At 47.0% G+C, this 18,446-nt stretch carries 12 protein-coding genes; 7 read left to right on the top strand and 5 right to left on the bottom strand.

Annotation, left to right across the window (positions count from 1 at the left end; all coding sequences use genetic code 11):
* Nucleotides 1–166: 166 nt before the first annotated feature.
* Both BUR42_RS05580 and BUR42_RS05585 read left to right on the top strand, forming a co-directional pair.
* Nucleotides 167–3,955: a SusC/RagA family TonB-linked outer membrane protein gene (locus BUR42_RS05580; protein WP_084185417.1), complete on the top strand. Its 3,789-nt coding sequence runs from the start codon at nt 167–169 to the stop codon at nt 3,953–3,955.
* An 18-nt stretch (nt 3,956–3,973) separates the two neighbouring features.
* Complete coding sequence (locus BUR42_RS05585) at nt 3,974–5,596, top strand: SusD/RagB family nutrient-binding outer membrane lipoprotein (protein WP_074238282.1); 1,623 nt, start codon at nt 3,974–3,976, stop codon at nt 5,594–5,596.
* A 343-nt stretch (nt 5,597–5,939) separates the two neighbouring features.
* On the opposite strand, the gene BUR42_RS05590 is transcribed toward BUR42_RS05585, so the two are convergent.
* A complete protein-coding gene (locus BUR42_RS05590) occupies nt 5,940–8,759 on the bottom strand; it encodes a triple tyrosine motif-containing protein (RefSeq protein ID WP_074238283.1) in 2,820 nt (939 codons plus the stop codon).
* Nucleotides 8,760–9,013: 254 nt separating this feature from the next.
* Here BUR42_RS05590 and BUR42_RS05595 point away from each other — a divergent pair, with 254 nt between their 5' ends.
* Both BUR42_RS05595 and BUR42_RS05600 read left to right on the top strand, forming a co-directional pair.
* Entirely contained in the window at nt 9,014–10,225 is a 1,212-nt protein-coding gene (locus tag BUR42_RS05595; RefSeq protein ID WP_074238284.1) for a family 16 glycosylhydrolase, read from the top strand.
* 38 nt (nt 10,226–10,263) lie between these two features.
* Nucleotides 10,264–11,127 (top strand): polysaccharide lyase, encoded by an 864-nt coding sequence (locus tag BUR42_RS05600; protein WP_074238285.1) that lies wholly within the window; start codon nt 10,264–10,266, stop codon nt 11,125–11,127.
* Nucleotides 11,128–11,490: 363 nt separating this feature from the next.
* Here the strand turns inward: BUR42_RS05600 and BUR42_RS05605 are convergent, their stop codons facing one another.
* Both BUR42_RS05605 and proB read right to left on the bottom strand, forming a co-directional pair.
* The gene (locus BUR42_RS05605; RefSeq protein ID WP_074238286.1) at nt 11,491–12,738 is read right to left on the bottom strand and encodes a glutamate-5-semialdehyde dehydrogenase; all 1,248 of its coding nucleotides are present in this window, start codon (nt 12,736–12,738) and stop codon (nt 11,491–11,493) included.
* A gap of 14 nt (nt 12,739–12,752) precedes the next feature.
* Nucleotides 12,753–13,790, bottom strand: a complete 1,038-nt coding sequence (gene proB / locus BUR42_RS05610) for a glutamate 5-kinase (RefSeq protein ID WP_074238287.1) — start codon at nt 13,788–13,790, stop codon at nt 12,753–12,755.
* 184 nt (nt 13,791–13,974) lie between these two features.
* Here proB and BUR42_RS05615 point away from each other — a divergent pair, with 184 nt between their 5' ends.
* Nucleotides 13,975–15,906, top strand: coding sequence for a sensor histidine kinase (locus tag BUR42_RS05615; protein ID WP_143197347.1), 1,932 nt, complete (start codon nt 13,975–13,977; stop codon nt 15,904–15,906).
* Nucleotides 15,907–15,919: 13 nt separating this feature from the next.
* A complete protein-coding gene (locus tag BUR42_RS05620) occupies nt 15,920–16,153 on the top strand; it encodes a VF530 family protein (protein WP_074238289.1) in 234 nt (77 codons plus the stop codon).
* Here the strand turns inward: BUR42_RS05620 and BUR42_RS05625 are convergent.
* A complete protein-coding gene (locus BUR42_RS05625) occupies nt 16,150–16,974 on the bottom strand; it encodes an AraC family transcriptional regulator (protein ID WP_143197348.1) in 825 nt (274 codons plus the stop codon). The genes BUR42_RS05620 and BUR42_RS05625 overlap by 4 nt on opposite strands.
* A gap of 184 nt (nt 16,975–17,158) precedes the next feature.
* On the opposite strand from BUR42_RS05625, the gene BUR42_RS05630 reads away from it, so the two are divergent.
* A complete protein-coding gene (locus tag BUR42_RS05630) occupies nt 17,159–17,647 on the top strand; it encodes a DinB family protein (protein WP_084185418.1) in 489 nt (162 codons plus the stop codon).
* A 31-nt stretch (nt 17,648–17,678) separates the two neighbouring features.
* Here the strand turns inward: BUR42_RS05630 and BUR42_RS29350 are convergent, their stop codons facing one another.
* Nucleotides 17,679–18,437 (bottom strand): response regulator transcription factor, encoded by a 759-nt coding sequence (locus tag BUR42_RS29350; protein ID WP_084185419.1) that lies wholly within the window; start codon nt 18,435–18,437, stop codon nt 17,679–17,681.
* Between the last annotated feature and the right edge of the window lie 9 nt (nt 18,438–18,446).

The raw sequence follows: 18,446 nt of genomic DNA on the forward strand, positions 1-18,446 counted from the left end.
TTTATTAATCATCAGTAACAGCTAACGTTAACAAACTCAGAAATTAAACAACAAGTATGGATTAACAACCAAAATCAGGGCGCCCGCTCTTGAAAGGGCCTCCTATGCACTATTCCATAGGTGTTCCCGCACCTCATTAATTCACGTTACTAAATCGTTTTATGTTATGAAGAAAATTGGATTGTGTACCTACTCAGCTTCTTTTTTTATGAAAGCAGCCCTCATACATTATTTCCTGACCCTTGCATTCATCGTAGGGGTACAGGCCGCGCCTGCAAACGGGCAGGGCATCCTGGATAAACGCATTTCCATTACCGTAGAGCGTGAATCCTTCAAAGCTGTATTACAGAAAATAAGCCTCAAAGCCGGTGTGAAATTTTCCTATACACGCAATACACTTCCTGAAAAAGAAAAAGTAAGCGTGCTGGCGAAAGATGAAACCCTGGAGAAGGTATTTACCAACCTGTTTGATCCTTTCGATATCGACTTCGAGGCTATCGGCAGCCAGGTGGTATTGCGGAAGCAAAAGCTCATGAGCGTGCTGATGAACCATGCAGAGAGCGGCAATGCCACCGAGATCAATTTTAAACAGGTAACAGGCACTATCAAAGATGTTAGCGGCAGCCCTGTTCCCGGTGTAACGGTGAGCATTAAAGGAACTACCAAAGGCACCAACACAGATGGGAATGGTAATTTTAAGATAGAAGCAAACGAAGGTGATGTACTGGTATTTTCTGCTATAGGTTTTAAGCGCCTTGAAATGAAAGTTGGGAGCGAAAGCTCCTACTCGGTGGTACTGGAAACCGATGAAAAAGCCTTAAGTGAGGTAGTGGTAACGGCGATGGGCGTTAAACGCTCTCCGCGTTCACTGGGTTATTCTGTACAGAAAGTTGACGGAAGTAACATTACCATCGCACAGGCACCTACCATTGCGCAGGGCCTGATGGGAAAGGTGGCAGGTTTGAATATCAGCCAGGCATCCGGTGGTGTGGAAGGTGGTTCTTCCCGTCTTGTAATACGTGGTAATACAACCCTTACCGGCGATAACCGCGCACTTATTATTGTAGATGGTGTGGCACTTAATAATGACCCTGTTAATAACAATGCGAATAACGGTGGCGGCGGTGCTGTAGGTACCCAGCAGGGGGCTGATGTTTCCGGTTACAACGACTGGGGTACCGGGCTTAATTTTATCAACCCGGAAGACATTGAGGATGTTACGGTGTTGAAAGGGCCCGCAGCAGCAGCTTTATATGGTGCAAGGGGAGCGAACGGTGTGATACTCGTGACCCGTAAGAAAGGAGAAAGAAGAAAGGGCCTGGGTGTAGACTACTCTTTCTCCAGCCGTGCAACAAAGGTTTATGAATACCTGGATTTCCAGAATGATTTTGGTTCCGGTCTTGTAGGTGCTTTGTGGACAGCAGATCAGGGAAAACAATTCCCGGTGAATGGTGCAGGGAAGCGTTACCAGATCGGTACCTACTCGGGCAGTTATGCAGCCGGTGATTACAAAACAGGTGCCTATGGCATGCTGCCTTACAACAACAGCACACAGGCATGGGACCTTTTTTCTTTTCCCAGCGGATTATCCTGGGGCCCAAAATTCGACAATCAACCTGTGCTCTGGTATGATGGCGTAGAAAGACCTTACTCTGCACAGCCCAATAACTGGAAAGATTATTTTCCTGATGGTTATGTGAACCAGCATAACGTTTCCATCTCCGGTGGCGGCGATTTTGGTACCATCCGCGCTTCTTATACCAGGGATGATAGTAAAGCCAATATCCTGAACAGTAATTATAAGAGCAATATCTTCAATGTTGGTTCCAGTATAAAGGTGAGTAAAATGCTCACAGCTGATATCACCGGTAGCTACGTCAACTACGAACGTTTGAATGCACCCCCCGTAGGAGCTGGCGCTTTTATGGCGGGTATGTCTTATGCAGCAACGAGAGACTATCGGCCGGATGTGGAGAAGCTGAATAATTTTGCGCCGGATGGCTCACAAAGGGACGTAACTAACTCCAGCAATTTTCCTGCAGGTTCTCCGCCATACCCTTATTATTCTTACATGGCCAATTCTTACTGGAACATCTATAAGAATAACACCGTCTTCAATCGCAACCAGTTGTTAGGTAGCATTAAACTCACTGCTAACCTTACAGACTTTTTAACATTGACCACACAGGGAAGCATTGATAATTCAAATGATGGTACGGAAATAAGGGAGTATCCCAAGAATGTTCAGGGAACACAGGGAGCTTACAGGCAGGCGAATGCCCGTAACATGAGCCGTAACCTGAATGCGATGCTGAGATTGTACAAGGATAATCTCTTCAATAAACAATTTAATGCGAGTATCACCGGCGGTGTGGAGTCCTATTACCGGAACGATTATACCGTGAGCAACAAAACAAAAGGCAACTTTATCAGCCCTTTTATTTTTGCACTGAATAATGGATCAGAAGCACCTGATCCGGCACAGGAGATCCGTTATGCCAAGAAGATCAATTCAGGCTTCGGATTTATAGACCTCTCTTTCAGGAATTACCTTTTCCTGCAGGTAACAGGTAGGAACGACTGGTCTTCCACGCTTACAGATGGTACCAATTCTTACTTCTATCCATCCGTTAACGCGAGCTATGTATTCTCGGATGGTATTCCGGGTATGCAGAATGCTTTGCCCTGGCTGAGCTTTGGTAAATTAAGCCTCTCTTATGCAGAAACAGGTAGTGATACAGACCCCTATTCTATTTTTAACGTATTGAATACGGCAGCATACAATCAACAAGCTGCGCAAACCTTCCCCAGTAATTTGAAATTCCCTGGTGTTGCACCGCAAAGGACCCGCCAGTATGAAGCAGGTTTGAGCATAGGTATGTTCAATAATCGTGTGAACCTGGAGGTAACAGCGTACTCCATGAAAACGTTCAACCAGATCCTCTCTAACAGCCTGCCGATGTCTTCCGGATTTACTTCGGTACAGCTCAATAAAGGATCTTTAGGTAATAAAGGGATTGAATTTATCATCGGCGCCAACCCGGTAAGTACAAGGGATTTTTCCTGGAACATTTCATTGAATGGTGCACACGCACAGAACAAGGTACTGGCACTGGATGAAGGAACAGATGCAATTTCACTGGGTACTTTCTTTGGCGGAAGCGGCGTTTCCCAGCGTGTGAAAGTAGGAGAGAACTACGGCACCCTTTATGGCCGTGATTTCACTTACCTGAATGGTAAAAAAGTAGTGAAGAGAGCGGTGAACCCACAAAACCAGCAGTTGCTGAGTTATATGGTGAACGGGCAGCCGCAGGCGGCAGGTACACAATGGGTATTAACGCCCAACGAAGTACCCATTGGTAATTCTCAGCCATTCCTTACCGGTGGTATTGCCAATACTTTGCGCTACAAGGGCATCTCCTTATACTTTATGGTAGATGGTAAATTCGGCGGCGATACCTATTTTGGTACTTATGCGGCAGCTATGGGGAACGGCCTGTTACAGGAAACTACCAAAGAACGTAACGGTGGCGGTCTTCCCATGACCTATCCCGATGGTACCACCGGCAATACAGGTATCATTTTCGATGGTGTGTTCGCAGATGGCAAACCCAATACAGATGTGGTAGCCTATCCATGGTATTACCTGGGTACCTATACTTCCTGGAATCACCTGGGTGTTCCAAGGTCTGCCTCTGTATTTGAAAATACCTGGATGAAATTAAGAGAGGTTGCATTGACCTACCAGGTGCCGCAAAGTGTGGTAAGACAAACAAAGATCTTCCAGAACCTGAGCCTTTCACTGATCGGACGGGACCTTTTTTACCTCTTCACTACCATCCCCAAAGGGCTTAATCCTGAAGGCGTAAATGGTATTGGTAACATGCAGGGTATTGAATACTCTTCCATGCCAAGGATAAGGTCTTTTGGTTTTACTGTGAAAGCCTCTTTATAATTTAAAAACTGTTGAATCATGAAGATCATAAAAAAATCAATATACAGTTTACTGGTCTGCGGGGCATTATGTGGCGCAGGTGCATGTGAGAAAGGGTTTGAAGAGATCAATACGCCATACAAAGATGCCAGTGAAAACACGGCATCCATATCCGGTCTGTTCAATGGCCTTGTATCTTCACTGGGTAAATACGGGGATGATGCACTGAATGTGAGCTTATTGTATCCCATCACTAATCAGCAGGCCTATCAGAATACGGTAGCGCCTTACCTGAACTATAGCGTAACATACTGGAGCCAGTACTATCCTGATCTGCTCGTTTACAAAACCATTCTGAGAAAGATCGGAGAACAGGCTAATCCGCAATCCTTCAATAACATCAAATACATGGCCAGCGTACTGATGGCCAACAAAACCCTTCGCATGCTGGATTATTATGGAGACATTCCATACAGCCAGGCTTCATTGGCAAAAGAAGGGAACACCTATTTCCGCCCGCCTTACGATGCACAACCGGAGGTTTACAAAAGCGTGCTGGCAGACCTGAAGGCTGCTGCCGATGGATTGGGAACAGAAACCGGCCAGGTGAACCTGGGTTCTTCAGAGTCTTTCCTGAACAGTGATTTCACTGCCTGGAAAAAGTTCGCGAATGCCTTGCGTTTAAGATATGCAGTAAGGTTGTACGCTAAGGAAAAAGCCATAGCGGATGCGATCATTACGGATATTATCGGCGGCAACAAACCCTTGCCGGCTAATCAAAACCTCACCAGCCTGTACCTGGATAATTTCGGATTATGGCCCAGCCGTGTAACCGTGGCCGGGCAAACACTGGGTGCGCTGGACAGCAAGTGGGATTCCTACCGTGAGTTATCCATTTCCAACATCCGCATGAGTAGCAATGTATGGCAGCAAATGTCTTCCACCAATGCAACAAACGGCTCCGGTATCTTTGATCCGCGCTGTTATGTTTACTTTATGACCAATAACGCGGACCAATGGGTGCCACAGCCCCAGAACGGTTCTCAGCCTGAAGGTGGCCGCCCTTATGATGTGGGTACAGAAAGGAAAGCTATCGGCAGCGATCCCGCCAATAAATTCGCCTGCGTGAATTACCTGATGGCATACGACAGGGTGTTCTATCCCATACTCATCATTACAGAAGCAGATGTACATTTCCTGAAAGCAGAGATCTATCAACGCGGAATGGGTGTTGCCAAGGATATAGCAAAAGCCAAAGCTGAGTATGAAGCGGGGATCACCGCCTCTGTGAACTTCTGGTATGCTTATACCCAGCTTTCTCCAACCTGGGCACCTGCAAGGCCGGTTGCGCCTACGGCAGGTCAAATGACGGCATTCCTTACTAATCCGGCCGTGCTGTATAATGGTGCCAACGACGCAGATGCGTTGAAGAAGATCGCCACACAATCCTGGCTGGCTACGATGTTCCAGCCGGCAGAATCCTGGGCTACCGTGCGGAGAACGGGTTTAACGCCTAAGGACCCTACTTATAATCCTTCCGTGGTGAATAAACTGCCTTATCCTGATGATGAGAACGTGAATAACCATGAGAACTGGCAGAAGGCTACGAATGGAGAGAATCCTACACAGCAGGTGCAGAAGAAAGTGTACTGGATGCAATAACCCTGGGTATATTGGTTGACTATAAAGAAGAATGGAGCTCGTTGTGATGACGGGCTCCATTTGATTTCTATAGTGGCAATATGGCGCCAAAATGACAGGTACCCCACCTTGATACGGGATGGCTACGGGATTGATACGGGATTGATACGGGAATGATACGGGATTACTACGGGAAAAACGCCCGATTAAACCGGATTTTGACCCTCTGAACAAACAATATCCGACCCTTAAAACAAAGTCCCCCCATTACAACCTGCCTGACTTGTTCCTGAAATAATGGAACCATGAAAAATAACATGCTGCTGCAGAAGATGTAAGGGCATCTACCTTACCGGAAAATCCCTCATACGCCCTGCACCGACAACAGGAAATCATACAAAGAAACATCTGCAGGTACTTCCAGTTTCTTCCTTAACCGGTAACGGCTCGTTTCCACACCTCTCACAGATATTCCCATGGATTGTGCTATCTCTTTCGTTGTGAGATTGATGCGCAGATAAGCGCAGAGTTTCATATCCGTTGTACTCAGGTCACTGCAGCGCTTTTTAAGGATAGACAGGAAATTATTATGCACTTCATCAAAATGCCGGGAGAATTGTTCCCAGTCTTCTGTATTCTCTTCCGCTTCGTCAAACAGGCGTAATACTTTTTTGAAAGAAGGCAGGGGAGAAGGTGTGATCTTCTGAATGGTCTGTAACAATTCTTCTTTTATGTTGAAGAGTAGTTTGCCTCTTTGCACCAGGTGCATAGTAGTAATGGCCAGTTCTTTATTCTTGAACTGGATGTCCGCTGCCAGCTTATCATTCTGTAAACGTTCCTTTTCATATTCGTGATGCAGGATCAGGCGGGCCTGTTCCTTCTTATGTCTTTGCTGCTGGGCCACAAACAACCTGTAGCAGCACCAGATCAGTACCAATCCCAGCAACACAGCTATGCTTTTTGCCAGCGTTGTCTGATGCCATGCAGGCAAGATCTGGAAAGCATAACTGGCAGCCTTTGATATATTCCCTAAATTATCCCTGGCCTTTACGGAGAAGGCGTACTTCCCATGAGGCAGGTTTGTATAATCTTTCTCTGTACGGGCAGACCATTCACTCCAATCTCCATCAAAGCCTTCCAGTTTGTAACTAAACTCCATGTTATTCCCGAAAGAGGGTGCGGCATATTCAAAATGAAAACTGGCAAATGCATTTGGCAGTTTTTTAAGCATAGCTGCGGAAGCTGGCAGATATCCGCTGAACAACAGGCTGTCCCGCGCGTTCACCTGGCTGATCATTACAGTGGGACTGCCTTTGGGTTGTTTGTATTTTTTGTAATTGATATGATACATTCCTTTTTCACCGCCAATGAAAATATTCTCTTCGTTGTACGGGTAGATGCATTCAAATCCGCTGACGATCATCCCTTTTAATTCGGGGAAATGTACAATGCTGTATGGCTTTTGCAGGGAAGGCTGATGAAAGTCTACCACACCCGGCATTTTCCCGGATACGAACCAGATATTACCCGTAGCATCTTCTGCCAGGTATTGAACAGCGGTATTACCAAGAATGGGAAACAACCAGGCAGATGGAACAAAACGCTGTTGAATAGGATCAAATTCATAAATGCCGGAAGACGTAGCCACCACCATTCTTCCGCGGACCCGGAATACAAAGTTGTTATAGCTGGAAGGAAGCCCCTGCTGCTGTGTGTACAGGGTATACCGCAGTGTAGTATCCCTTTCCAGTACGATCCTGTAAACACCCCGGTAAGGATGCGAAGCCCAAATCACACTATCCTGTTCTGCCGTAAGAAAGCGAAGCGATTCAAACAGCAGGTTCACCTGCCGGACAGGTGAAAGCGCTGCACCCATGGTACGCAGCCCATTATAGCAACCGATCAGCGTACGTGCCTGCTGTGGCAGGAATAACCAGCAACCGGTTCCTTTAAAAAGGGGATAAGCGGCAGGGCCGTTGATACGGAAAGCGCCTTCATGATGGGTCATTAAGAGATCTTCTCCCACAGTGGCCAGGCTCCATACCTGCCCGTTGGTATGTGCTACTTTTTGGAATTGATTATCCTGGAAGCTAAGGTCAGTATGCTCCTGCAGCGGGGTAACAAAGAGCCCGTCTGAAGTGCCGATGTATAATTGCCTGTTGAATACCCTGGCGGCGTAAGTGGTCAGGTACTGATGCTGGTCCGGATGTATCTGTTTGATAGCGGAATTATACCGGATCATGTCTATACCATTATCCAGGGCCAGCCAGATGTTCCGGCCGTTATCTGCAAAGATCCTCCGCACGCTGTTGTGCTGAAGGCCTTCCCGGATGCCGAACTTTTGGATGAGTGCGCCCGTGTTTTTATGCAGGATGTAACAACCTCCTTCCGCAGTACCCAGCAGCAACTGATCATTATCCCATTCTTTAGCGCAGTAGATGCGGTCTGTTTGCAGGGCTTCGTTCACCGGGGTATTGAAAGGGAAAAGCTGCTGGTTGTATAATTTAAAAATCCCGTTCTTAAGTGTGAATACAAGAAGTGTATCCTGCTTTCCTTCCAGCACGGCGGTAATCAGTAGCTTTTGGGAAGCCATAGCAGGAGCCACCACGCGCCAGTTATCGGAAACAAATTTCATCAGTCCCTCCCGTGCATCCTGGGCATATAAACCATGCGGTGTATTGCAGAGCAAACGCCATTCTCCCGGGGCGGGATATACACGTATGGCATTGTCCTTATAAGAAAAGATCTTGTTATTACTGCGGAAGAAAACTGCATCGTTATAACACACAATATTCCAGATATCTGCAAACTCCCTTTCCCCGGAAGGGATCAGTGGTTTAAGAGAGGTGTACCGCAGCAGGCCGTTCTCATCCGGCAGGTAATATCCGAAATCATCCTGCGCGCCGGTATAGATGCGGCCATCTTTACCTACCCTTACCGAGCGTAAATTGGTGTGATTAGGTACCGGAAGTACCTTCCAGTTCTGGCCGTTAAAAGTTAACAGCCCTTCATTATTGGCAAAGTAAAGGATACCATGCCGGTCCATGTCCATATCCCAGGTCTGGCCGCCTCCGGCATATTGCTGTTTAGTGTAATGAAGTATAGATGGGGCGCCGATCAGTTGACGCGCCTGGGTAATGGCTGCCATCAGCATGGGCAGCACAAACAATACAAGGCTTTTCATTCATAACGTTTCACTAAAAATAAAGAAAACAGGTTGAAGTAGACGTGGCGTAATAAACACGGATTGATTTACAGGTAGATAGAAAATGCTGACGTAGAATTGACGTACTGTTGAAATACCGCTTGCTGTAATTATTCTGGATATTTGACCCCGTTACCCAGGTATATTATCCACGTTCTTACGGCCCTTTCCGCACCCGGGGAGAAAGGAGCAGAGCACTAAACCCGGATTAATTCACACGTTAAAGAAAAACTATGAGACTTCACTCCTTATTTTTACCAGCTACTGCTATGCTGGTAACCTTCCTGTTTGCAGCAGGGTGTAAAAAAGACACCAAAAAAGAATCCATCCGGCTGAACAACAAACAAGCTGCCGTATCTGCCCAGGCATTACAGCTGGTATGGTCAGATGAATTTGATGGCACCAGCCTGAATACAGCCAAATGGAACTACGAGAACGGCAACCTGAACGTAAACAATGAACAACAGTATTATCAAACCTCAAATGTTAGCGTCAGCAATGGTAACCTGGTGATCACTGCCCGCAAGCAAAGCGTGGGCGGAAAACCTTATACCTCCGGCCGTATCAACACCAATGGGAAATTCTCGCAGAAATACGGGCGCATAGAAGCCAGCATTAAACTACCGGCCGTGCAGGGTTTATGGCCTGCCTTCTGGATGCTGGGCACCAATATCGGAGAGCCTAATGTGGGCTGGCCCAAATGCGGGGAAATAGACATCATGGAGCATGTGAACACAGGTAATACTGTGCTGGGCACCATTCACTGGTTTAATACAGCTTATACCTATTATGGTGGCAATACCACTACTTCTCCCACTAATTATCATTTGTATGCGGTAGAATGGGACGCCAGTTCTATCCGATGGTATGTGGATGGTGTGCAATTTCACACGGCGAACATCCTGAATAACATCAACGGCACAGATGAATTTCACAAGAACTTCTTCATTATCCTGAACGTAGCGGTAGGTGGTAACCTGCCAGGGCAGAATATTAACGACAATGCATTGCCTGCTTCCATGCTGGTGGATTATGTGCGGGTGTACAACATCACCAGTACACCTAACACTGCACCTATTGGAGCTACCATTGCTATCAGGGGAAATAATAACCTTTTTGCCAGCGGAGAGAACGGTACACAGGCCATGCGATGTACCCGCGCTACAGCACAGGCCTGGGAACAGTTTACAGTAGTGGATGCCGGCGGTGGCAAGGTGGCTTTAAGGAGCATGAACAAATATGTATCCTCAGAGAACGGTGTAAGTGCTATAACCTGTAGCAGGGCTACTATTGGCGACTGGGAGAAATTCGACTGGATATCCAACACGGATGGTACCTTTTCTTTAAGAGGAAATAACGGACTTTATATATCCAGCGAAAACGGCGCGCAGGCTATGACCTGTACCCGCCCCACCATTGGCGGCTGGGAGAAATTTACTTATTGATCGCTTTTCTTTTTTAATCACGTTAATGAAAACAAACTATGAAAAAAATGCGCATTACGGGTACATGCATCGTATCCATCTGTCTTTTGATGACAGCCTGTTCCAAACCAGCAGCGGAAGAAGGAACCACTCCTGTACAACTGGATGATAAGGTTTCTGCCGCGGCAGGTATCGCCGCTATCAACAGTTCTTTCTCTGAGAACTGGAACAGTTACACACACGGTAACCAATACACGCAGGCACAGGCGGCTGCGGATTTTGGCAACGTAAGCGGGTGGAATGCTTCCCGCACCATGATCTCTAACGGTAATCTTCGTGTAACGCTGTTGCCTAATGCGCTTTCCGGTGCTGGTGGCCTGATCAGCAACACGGATATTTCCGATGGATCTGAATACCAGTTATCTTTCACCATCCGTTTCCACAGTGCGTTCGACTGGAGCCGGGGCGGTAAGGTAGGTTTCGGTTTCCTGATAGGAGAAGGTAATACCGGTGGTGATCCCGGAACGGATGGCAATGGTGGCAGCTTAAGGTTGATGTGGTATAACAACAACGGCCGGATCTACTTCCACCCTTATGTGTACCACCGCGATCAGGCTGGCCAGTATGGCGATAATTTCGGGGTATCTTATCCTTCTTCCGGCAGCCTGAGCAAAGGCACTACCTACAGCGTAACCATGTATGCCAAGAGTAATACCGGCTCCAGCACCAATGGCCGCGCAAGGATCATCATCAACGGCACTACTGTGCTTGACAGGGCAATGCGCTGGACCACGAACGATGCGCAACGGCTGATCAGGAACATGTCTTTCCATACTTTCCGCGGTGGCAGCCAGAGTTACTGGATGTCTCCCACGGAAGGTTATATTTATTATGATGATCTGGTAGTAACGAAACTGCAATAAAAAAGGGGCCGATAGAAAACGGCCCCCGATTGTTAACCTACAACTGTCACTAAATATCTTTTGATTGGAGAATGATGTAAAAGTAGTGCAGTAACAATCGGTGAGCAATGGACAATTACAGGAATAAGTTGTACTTTTTGATCTTGCATAACGCAAATCAATCATATATAGTTTAACAAAGCTTTTGAATTAATTCCCGTAAATTTAATGTTCATCAAATAAAAAGGAGGTATTCATGCAATCTACAGGATATTCGTGGAAACCTTCGGTTGGTATCGCCTAACCGGGTTGCTCCACAAAAGAAAACTGTGACGCGAGGCGTCGAATAAAACCTCCCTGGTAAACCCGGGGAGGTTTTTGTTTTTATCTTACCTGGCCATCACCATAAACTACCCATTTCTCTGTTACAAGTTTCTCTAAGGCAAAAGGCCCGCGTGCATGTAATTTTTGTGTGGAAATACCGATCTCTGCACCCAGCCCGAATACACCACCATCTGTGAACCGCGTAGAGGCGTTCACGTATACTGCAGCTGCATCCACTTCCCGCAGGAACCTGTCGCTCAAAGCGGTATTGTTGGAGATGATCGCTTCGGAGTGTTTGGAGGAATACCGGCGGATATGTTCTAAAGCTTCTTCTGCGTCTTTTACCACTTTCACCGAACATTTAAAGTCCAGGAACTCGCGCCCGAAATCTTCCGGCTGCGCAGCCACCAGTTGGGGATATCCACCGGCTTTTAAAATGCCGTAAGCGGTTTCATCCGCAAAGATCTCTACATGATAGGCTTCCAGGGAAGGGGCCAGTAAGGAGAGGAAAGGTGCCGCTACAGCTGCATCTACCAATACTGTATCCAATGCGTTACATACAGAAGGCCGGGATACTTTGGCATTGGTAACGATCCTGCTGGCTTTATCCAGGTCTGCCGTGCTTTCCACATAAGTATGGCAAACCCCGGCGCCGGTTTCTATTACGGGAACACGGGAGTTCTCCCTTACAAAGTCTATCAGTTGCTGGGAACCGCGGGGGATCAGGATGTCTATATATTTCACAGCCGTTAGCATCTCATTGATGAGGTCACGGTCCGTTGGCATCAATTGTACTGCGTTTGGATCTGTGCCGGATTCCTGCAGGGTTTCCTTAATAAGGGCAACCAGGCATTGGTTGGTATGAAAAGCATCGGTACCACCTCTTAACACACAGGCATTTCCGGAGCGGAGGCATAAAGCAGCCACGTCTACCGTTACATTGGGGCGGGATTCATAGATAACACCCACCACACCCAGGGGAACTGTGAGTTTGCGCACCAGTAATCCATTCTCCAGTTTCTTTTCGGAAAGCACCTGGTTGGCAGGGTCGGGCAGGAGGGCAATATCCTCCAGGCTCGCGGCGAGGCTTGCAATACGTTCTTTATTGAGTAATAAACGGTCCTTCTTGGGGTCTGCGTCCGGCATCTTATCCAGGTCTTTCCTGTTTTCGCGGATGATGTCGTCTGCATGTAACAATAACCTGGCCGCCAGGTTACGCAGCAATTGCTGTTTTCCTTCGTCCGCCAGGGCTTTGATGGAACGGGTGGCATTCTGTGCCTGTTCCAGTAATGGTAAGATCGATCCCATGTCTTTCAATTCTTTTATAACAAAACGATGTCGTCTGCATGCGCCACTTCTATATTCTGCGCTTTATTCCCGGAGGCCAGTACCTCTGAGGATACCTTGGCCCTGGCTACGGCTATTACCTGCTCATTTTCATCCACAATTTCAAACACTTCACCGCATTCAAACTTCTCCAATACGCCGATCACGCCAACAGCCAACAGGCTGCGCCGTTTCTTCAGCGCCTGTTCTGCCCCGGCATCCACCTGCAGGCGGCCTGTAACCAGGCTGCCGCTGGCCAGCCATTTCTTCCGGGCCGGCATATTACTGCGGGTCTGTGCCAGGCAACGGGTACCTGTTTTCCCTTCTATGGCCAGGGAAATACCATGAGGTGTGCTGATGCCAAAGATCACCACGCCAATACCCATCCGGGTGGCCAGGCGTGCAAATGTGAGTTTGGATACCATGCCGCCCAGGCCCAGGGAAGACTTCTTCCTGTCTGCCAGCGCAAAGGCAGCTTCGTCTATTTCATCGATCTGCGGCACTATTTTCCCTTCCTTGTCCAGCACACCCGCTACAGACGTGCTGAAAAGCAGGAGGGAAGCCCCAAAGCCTACAGCAATAAGGGTGGCCAGCTCATCATTGTCTGAGAATTTCAGCTCTACATCACTCACCACATCGTTTTCATTCGCAATGGGGATAATGCCGCTGGCCCACAACTCTTCGTAGGTTTTCTTTAATTGCAGGAACTGGTTCCTGTTAGAGAAATGCTGCCGTTCACAGAGACTTTGGGCAATGGCAATACCATAAGCCGAGAAGTAATGGGAATACCGGTTCAATAATACCGGGTTACCAATGGCTGCCGCAGCTTTCCGTTCACTGATGGTGCCATTGTAAGCCTTCAGGTGCTTTTTGCCGGCTGCCACTGCCCCGGAGGACACCAGCACTACATTGTAATCCGCATGCACAGCAGCCACCTGCTCTGCAATGGCGGCTATTACGCTTTCATCCAGCTCTCCGTTCTCATGGGTAATGGATGCCGTTCCAAATTTTATAACAAGTATCGGTTTGGTCAATTTCCAGTCTTTTATGGGCTAAAATTATTAAAATAGCATCGCATTTCTTAGTGGTTGGGGAATTAGGGGTATTGCACACAAACAAAATTGTGTCACATCAACCTGCTTGTTATTTACTGGTAAGGCTTTCAGGACAAATATTAATTGTATATTCATCCTACGCTTTTATATTTATATCCCCGGTTTGAGAATCATACTGTCATATGTAATTTTTACAGTCCTATTCGCAGTTCAGTCTTCTGCTGCATCTGTAGTAAAGCTGTCAACCCAACATTCCTACCAAAGGATAGGCAGGCTGTGTGGCTGGTACATGGATAAGGATGCCCGGCTTACGCTGAACGACGTGATACAGCCTGCATTCCAGCCCAATTTTCAACCATATGAGCATGATATGCGCAGCTATGGCATTACCAATGCTGCCATTTGGATCCATGCCACTTACAGTAGTAAAGAAAGGACTTACCTGGTTGCGGAGTTCGCGAATATAGACAGCATTTTCCTGTATTACTTTGATAGCGGGCGGCTTAAAACGATCGTTTCCGGCAGCCATTTACCGCTTAAGAATAAACGCTTCCGGGTACCCGGTTTTAGCTTTGAATTGCCGGCTTCCAACGGCCAGCCAAAAGAGTTTTGGGTACGCGTCCGTTCCGGTAACGCGGTGATCATCCCTTTGGCCTTAACAACCCCGGAGGGCTTACAGCGTTCCTTTATGGGTTTGTTTGTGATAGAACTGGTATATGCGGGAGTTGTACTGGCTTTATTCGCGTACAATCTTTTCCTGTTTATCAGCCTGGGCACCCGCAATTACCTGTATTATCTCTGCTACCTGATCTGTTTTGTAGGCTTTGTATTGTTTTACCTGCGCGGGTTTCACGTATTCCTGGGGCAAAAATTATCCTATTTCATCAACATGAACGGGATCAGTTTTGTAGCGGTAACCTATATGTTCGCCATCCTGTTTTCCGTTTCTTTCCTGGACGGGAAAAAGCATGCGCCCAGGTTAAGGAAAGCTTTATTCGTACTCATCGGGCTGTTGTGGATACCGGTTATTTTCAACCTGGCCGGATACAGGCCGGGGGCCATCAAGATCCTGGAGCTTTGTAGTTTTCTGCTGCCTTTTGCTTTTATCTATATGGCAATTAAAGCCCTGAAGCAGCGTTACAGGCCTGCCCGGTATTTTTTAGCTGCCTGGAGCGTATTGCTGGTGAGTATGATGTTGTTTGCTACTGCCAATACAGGATTACTGCCTTTCCTGCCATTCAGTTTCTGGACCTTTTACATCCTGCCCATTGCCTCTGCTGTTGAAATGAGCCTGCTCTCCTTAGCACTTGGCAGCCATTATACAGAAATGAAGAGAGAAAAGATCGCGATGCAGGAGGCCATGCTTGCAGAGGTGGAAAAAGAAGTAACGGAAAGGACCAAACAACTGAAAGAGAGCAATCATGTAAAAGATAAAATGCTGGGTATTATTTCGCATGACCTGAGAAAACCGCTCAACAACCTGTCTGGCCTGCTGGACCTGGTGGAGCTGAAAGCCTTGTCTGCCGGGGAGATACAGGATTTTTCCCTCACAGTAAGGCAGAACATCAAACACATTACGGGCACCATGAACAATATGCTCAACTGGTCCCTTTCCCAGATGAACCGCATAGAAACGCGGCCACAGAAGATCATATTATATCCCTTCATATTGCAGATCATAGAAACCTACTGGTATTCTACGGATCAAAAGAACATTCACCTGAAAGCAGATATTCCCGAAGGCATAGTGGTATTGGCTGATTTCAACCAGCTGAACCTGATCGTCCGCAACCTGCTGGATAATGCTATCAAGTTCACACCCAAAGGAGGGATGATCCTGGTTGGATGCAGAACTGCTGCTAAAACAGTGGAGCTGTATGTACAGGATAATGGCATTGGCATGCATCCGCAGGAAGTGGAAAGGCTCCTCTCAGAGAACAGCTTCTATTCTACAGAGGGTACGGAAGAAGAAAAGGGAACCGGTTTGGGATTGCAGCTCTGCAAGGAATTTATTGTGCGTAATGGCGGGATATTAGAGGTGAAAACTGCACCCGGAGAAGGTGCTGAGTTTTCTTTCTGTGTTCCAAGAGTATAATTAACTTTGCGGCATGCAAACGTCCAAAGACCCTCTACACGGGATCACGCTCGAAATGATCGTTACACAACTTGCGGAGAGCTATGGATGGGCAGAACTGGGGTATCAGGTCCGTATCAACTGCTTTATCAGCAATCCTTCAGTTCAATCCAGCCTGAAATTCTTACGTAAAACGCCCTGGGCGCGTACTAAAGTAGAGGAATTCTATAAGTTTTCCCTGCGGGAAGGGAAACTGAAACAGCATTAATGTACGGCCTGGCTCTGCAATGCCTCGTGCCTGAGCCTGCTCTTTATAAACTCCCCGGGCGTTTTTCCGGTGATACTTTTAACACAGGTGTTCAGGTAAGCAGGGTGTACTGCCAGCTGATCTGCCAGCTGCTTTACTGTTTTCATGCGTAGTACCTGCCCCTGCATCACTTTAGCCACCTCTTCTTCCAGTAATTGCTGAAAACGTTCTGCCATTCGGGCGGCCTCCGAAGATGCTTTTAATTGTGCTGCCTGGTGATCATAGGCCCTGCCAGCTTCTATCAGCATAATGTGCAGGTATAACCGCAGCATCTCTGTGTTATATTGAAGGATATTATTGAATTCCTGGTGCAGTTTAATAAAAAGATCACGGAAGATAGCTGCCTGTGCCGGACCCAGGCGGAGTACCGGATCATTGAACAGCATATTATCCTGTAAGGTTTTGAGGTGCATTGCATTAAAAGCAAAGAAGGAAGGATTGAAGATGCAGTAATAACCTTCCTGTTCTGCCGTAGTATTCTTCCATGAAGTGATCTCCACCGGTTTCAGGAAAAGGAGGCAATCCGCAACAGCATGGAAGGGCTGCTCATGATAGTGAAACTGGCTGCGCCCTTTGGTGAGCAGCATTATCTTGTACAGATCGCTCCTGTTTGCCTCATACGCCTGGTTGCCGGGATATTCATCGAGCCGGAACACACTGAAATGTGCCGGTTCCGCAATTCTGATCTGCTCTGTATAAGAAAGCGGCAGGTTGTGGGAAGGCGGTAAATAGGTATTGCCTGATTCAGCTAATTGGTATAAAGCCACCATTTGGGATTTCATAATGACTAAAGATAATTAAATATACTTTGAATTTATATTATCTTGCAGGTGTACCCGAAAGAAAAGGAAGTGTAATATGACCAGCTGCAAACACATCCGGCAGGCTTTTTAAAAGCCTATCCTGCAAAGCGTCCCGGCGCTTTATATCATAACTTATTTATTGTAGTATCTAATTATTTTCCGCATGGATCTTAATTCAGCAAAGCTATGCCGTTACAACAACTGGGCTAACGGCAGGATGTTCATGCACCTGAAAGGTCTGCCGGACGGGCTGATCTTTCAACCGGTGCAGAGTGTATTCCCATCTGTCTTCGATACGCTGGTGCATATGTATATCGTTGATACAGGATGGTTTGAAGTGTTGGCCACACCGGATTACCAGCCTTCAAAAGAACGTATAGATAAACTGGTGGAAGCCACGAAAGGATGCAGCCTCGAAGAAATAGAGGCGCTGCTCGCAGGGGTGCAGGCTAAATACCTGGCCTTTGTGGAAACGCAGGACATGAACAGCACTGTCTTCTATTGGGGAATGGATTTCCGCTATGGAGATATTGTGCAGAATGTAGTGAACCATGGCACGTACCACCGCGGCAATATCACCGCCATGTTACGGCAATTGGGCCATACGGGTATTCAGCAGGATTACTCGCTGTACCTGTATACGTTTAAATGATAAAAGGCCCCCATTGTACCGGGGGCCTTTTTTATTTCTTTTGCAGGATGTACTGGCTGGGGCTTACGCCAAATTGTTTTATGAAGTTCTTCCCAAAGTGCGTTTGTGATTTGTAGCCCGTCATCATCGCCACTTCGTAGATCTTGTATTGCTGGGTGGATAATAGTTCCGCTGCTTTCTTCAGCCTTGTGATATTGATCAGTTCATGCGGGGTAAGATCGGATATTGCTTTGATCTTCCTGTATAAACTGATCCTGCTCATGTTCACGTATTTGCAGAGATGCTCCACATCCAGTTCTGTATTTTCTATCTCTTCCAGGATGCAGTTGTAGATCTTTTCCAGGAAAGCCTCATCCTCGCGGGTATGTGCAATGGTATTAATATGCACAAGCGGCGTATTGGCAAAATATTGCCGCACTTTATGCCGGTTGCTGAGCAGGTTAGCGATCTGTACCTTCAGGTAAGCAGGGGAGAAAGGTTTTTCAATATAGGCGTCTGCCCCGATCTCCAATCCCTCTATTTTTGATTGTAAGGTGTTTTTAGCCGTCAAAAGGATCACGGGTATATGACTGATCTCAAAGGCCGTCTTAATGCGTTTACAAAGCTCAAAACCATCCATTACGGGCATCATCACATCACTGATCACAAGGTCCACCATTTCTCCATGCAGTTTAGCTATAGCCTCTTCTCCGTTTTCTGCAGAAAGGATCGTGTATTCTGCCTGCAGGATCGAAGAAACGAATTCTATGATCTCTTCATTATCATCAACTAATAAAATAACAGGTTGCATAGCGTTTCT

Origin of the sequence: Chitinophaga niabensis (genome assembly GCF_900129465.1) — a bacterium.
GTDB lineage: Bacteria > Bacteroidota > Bacteroidia > Chitinophagales > Chitinophagaceae > Chitinophaga > Chitinophaga niabensis.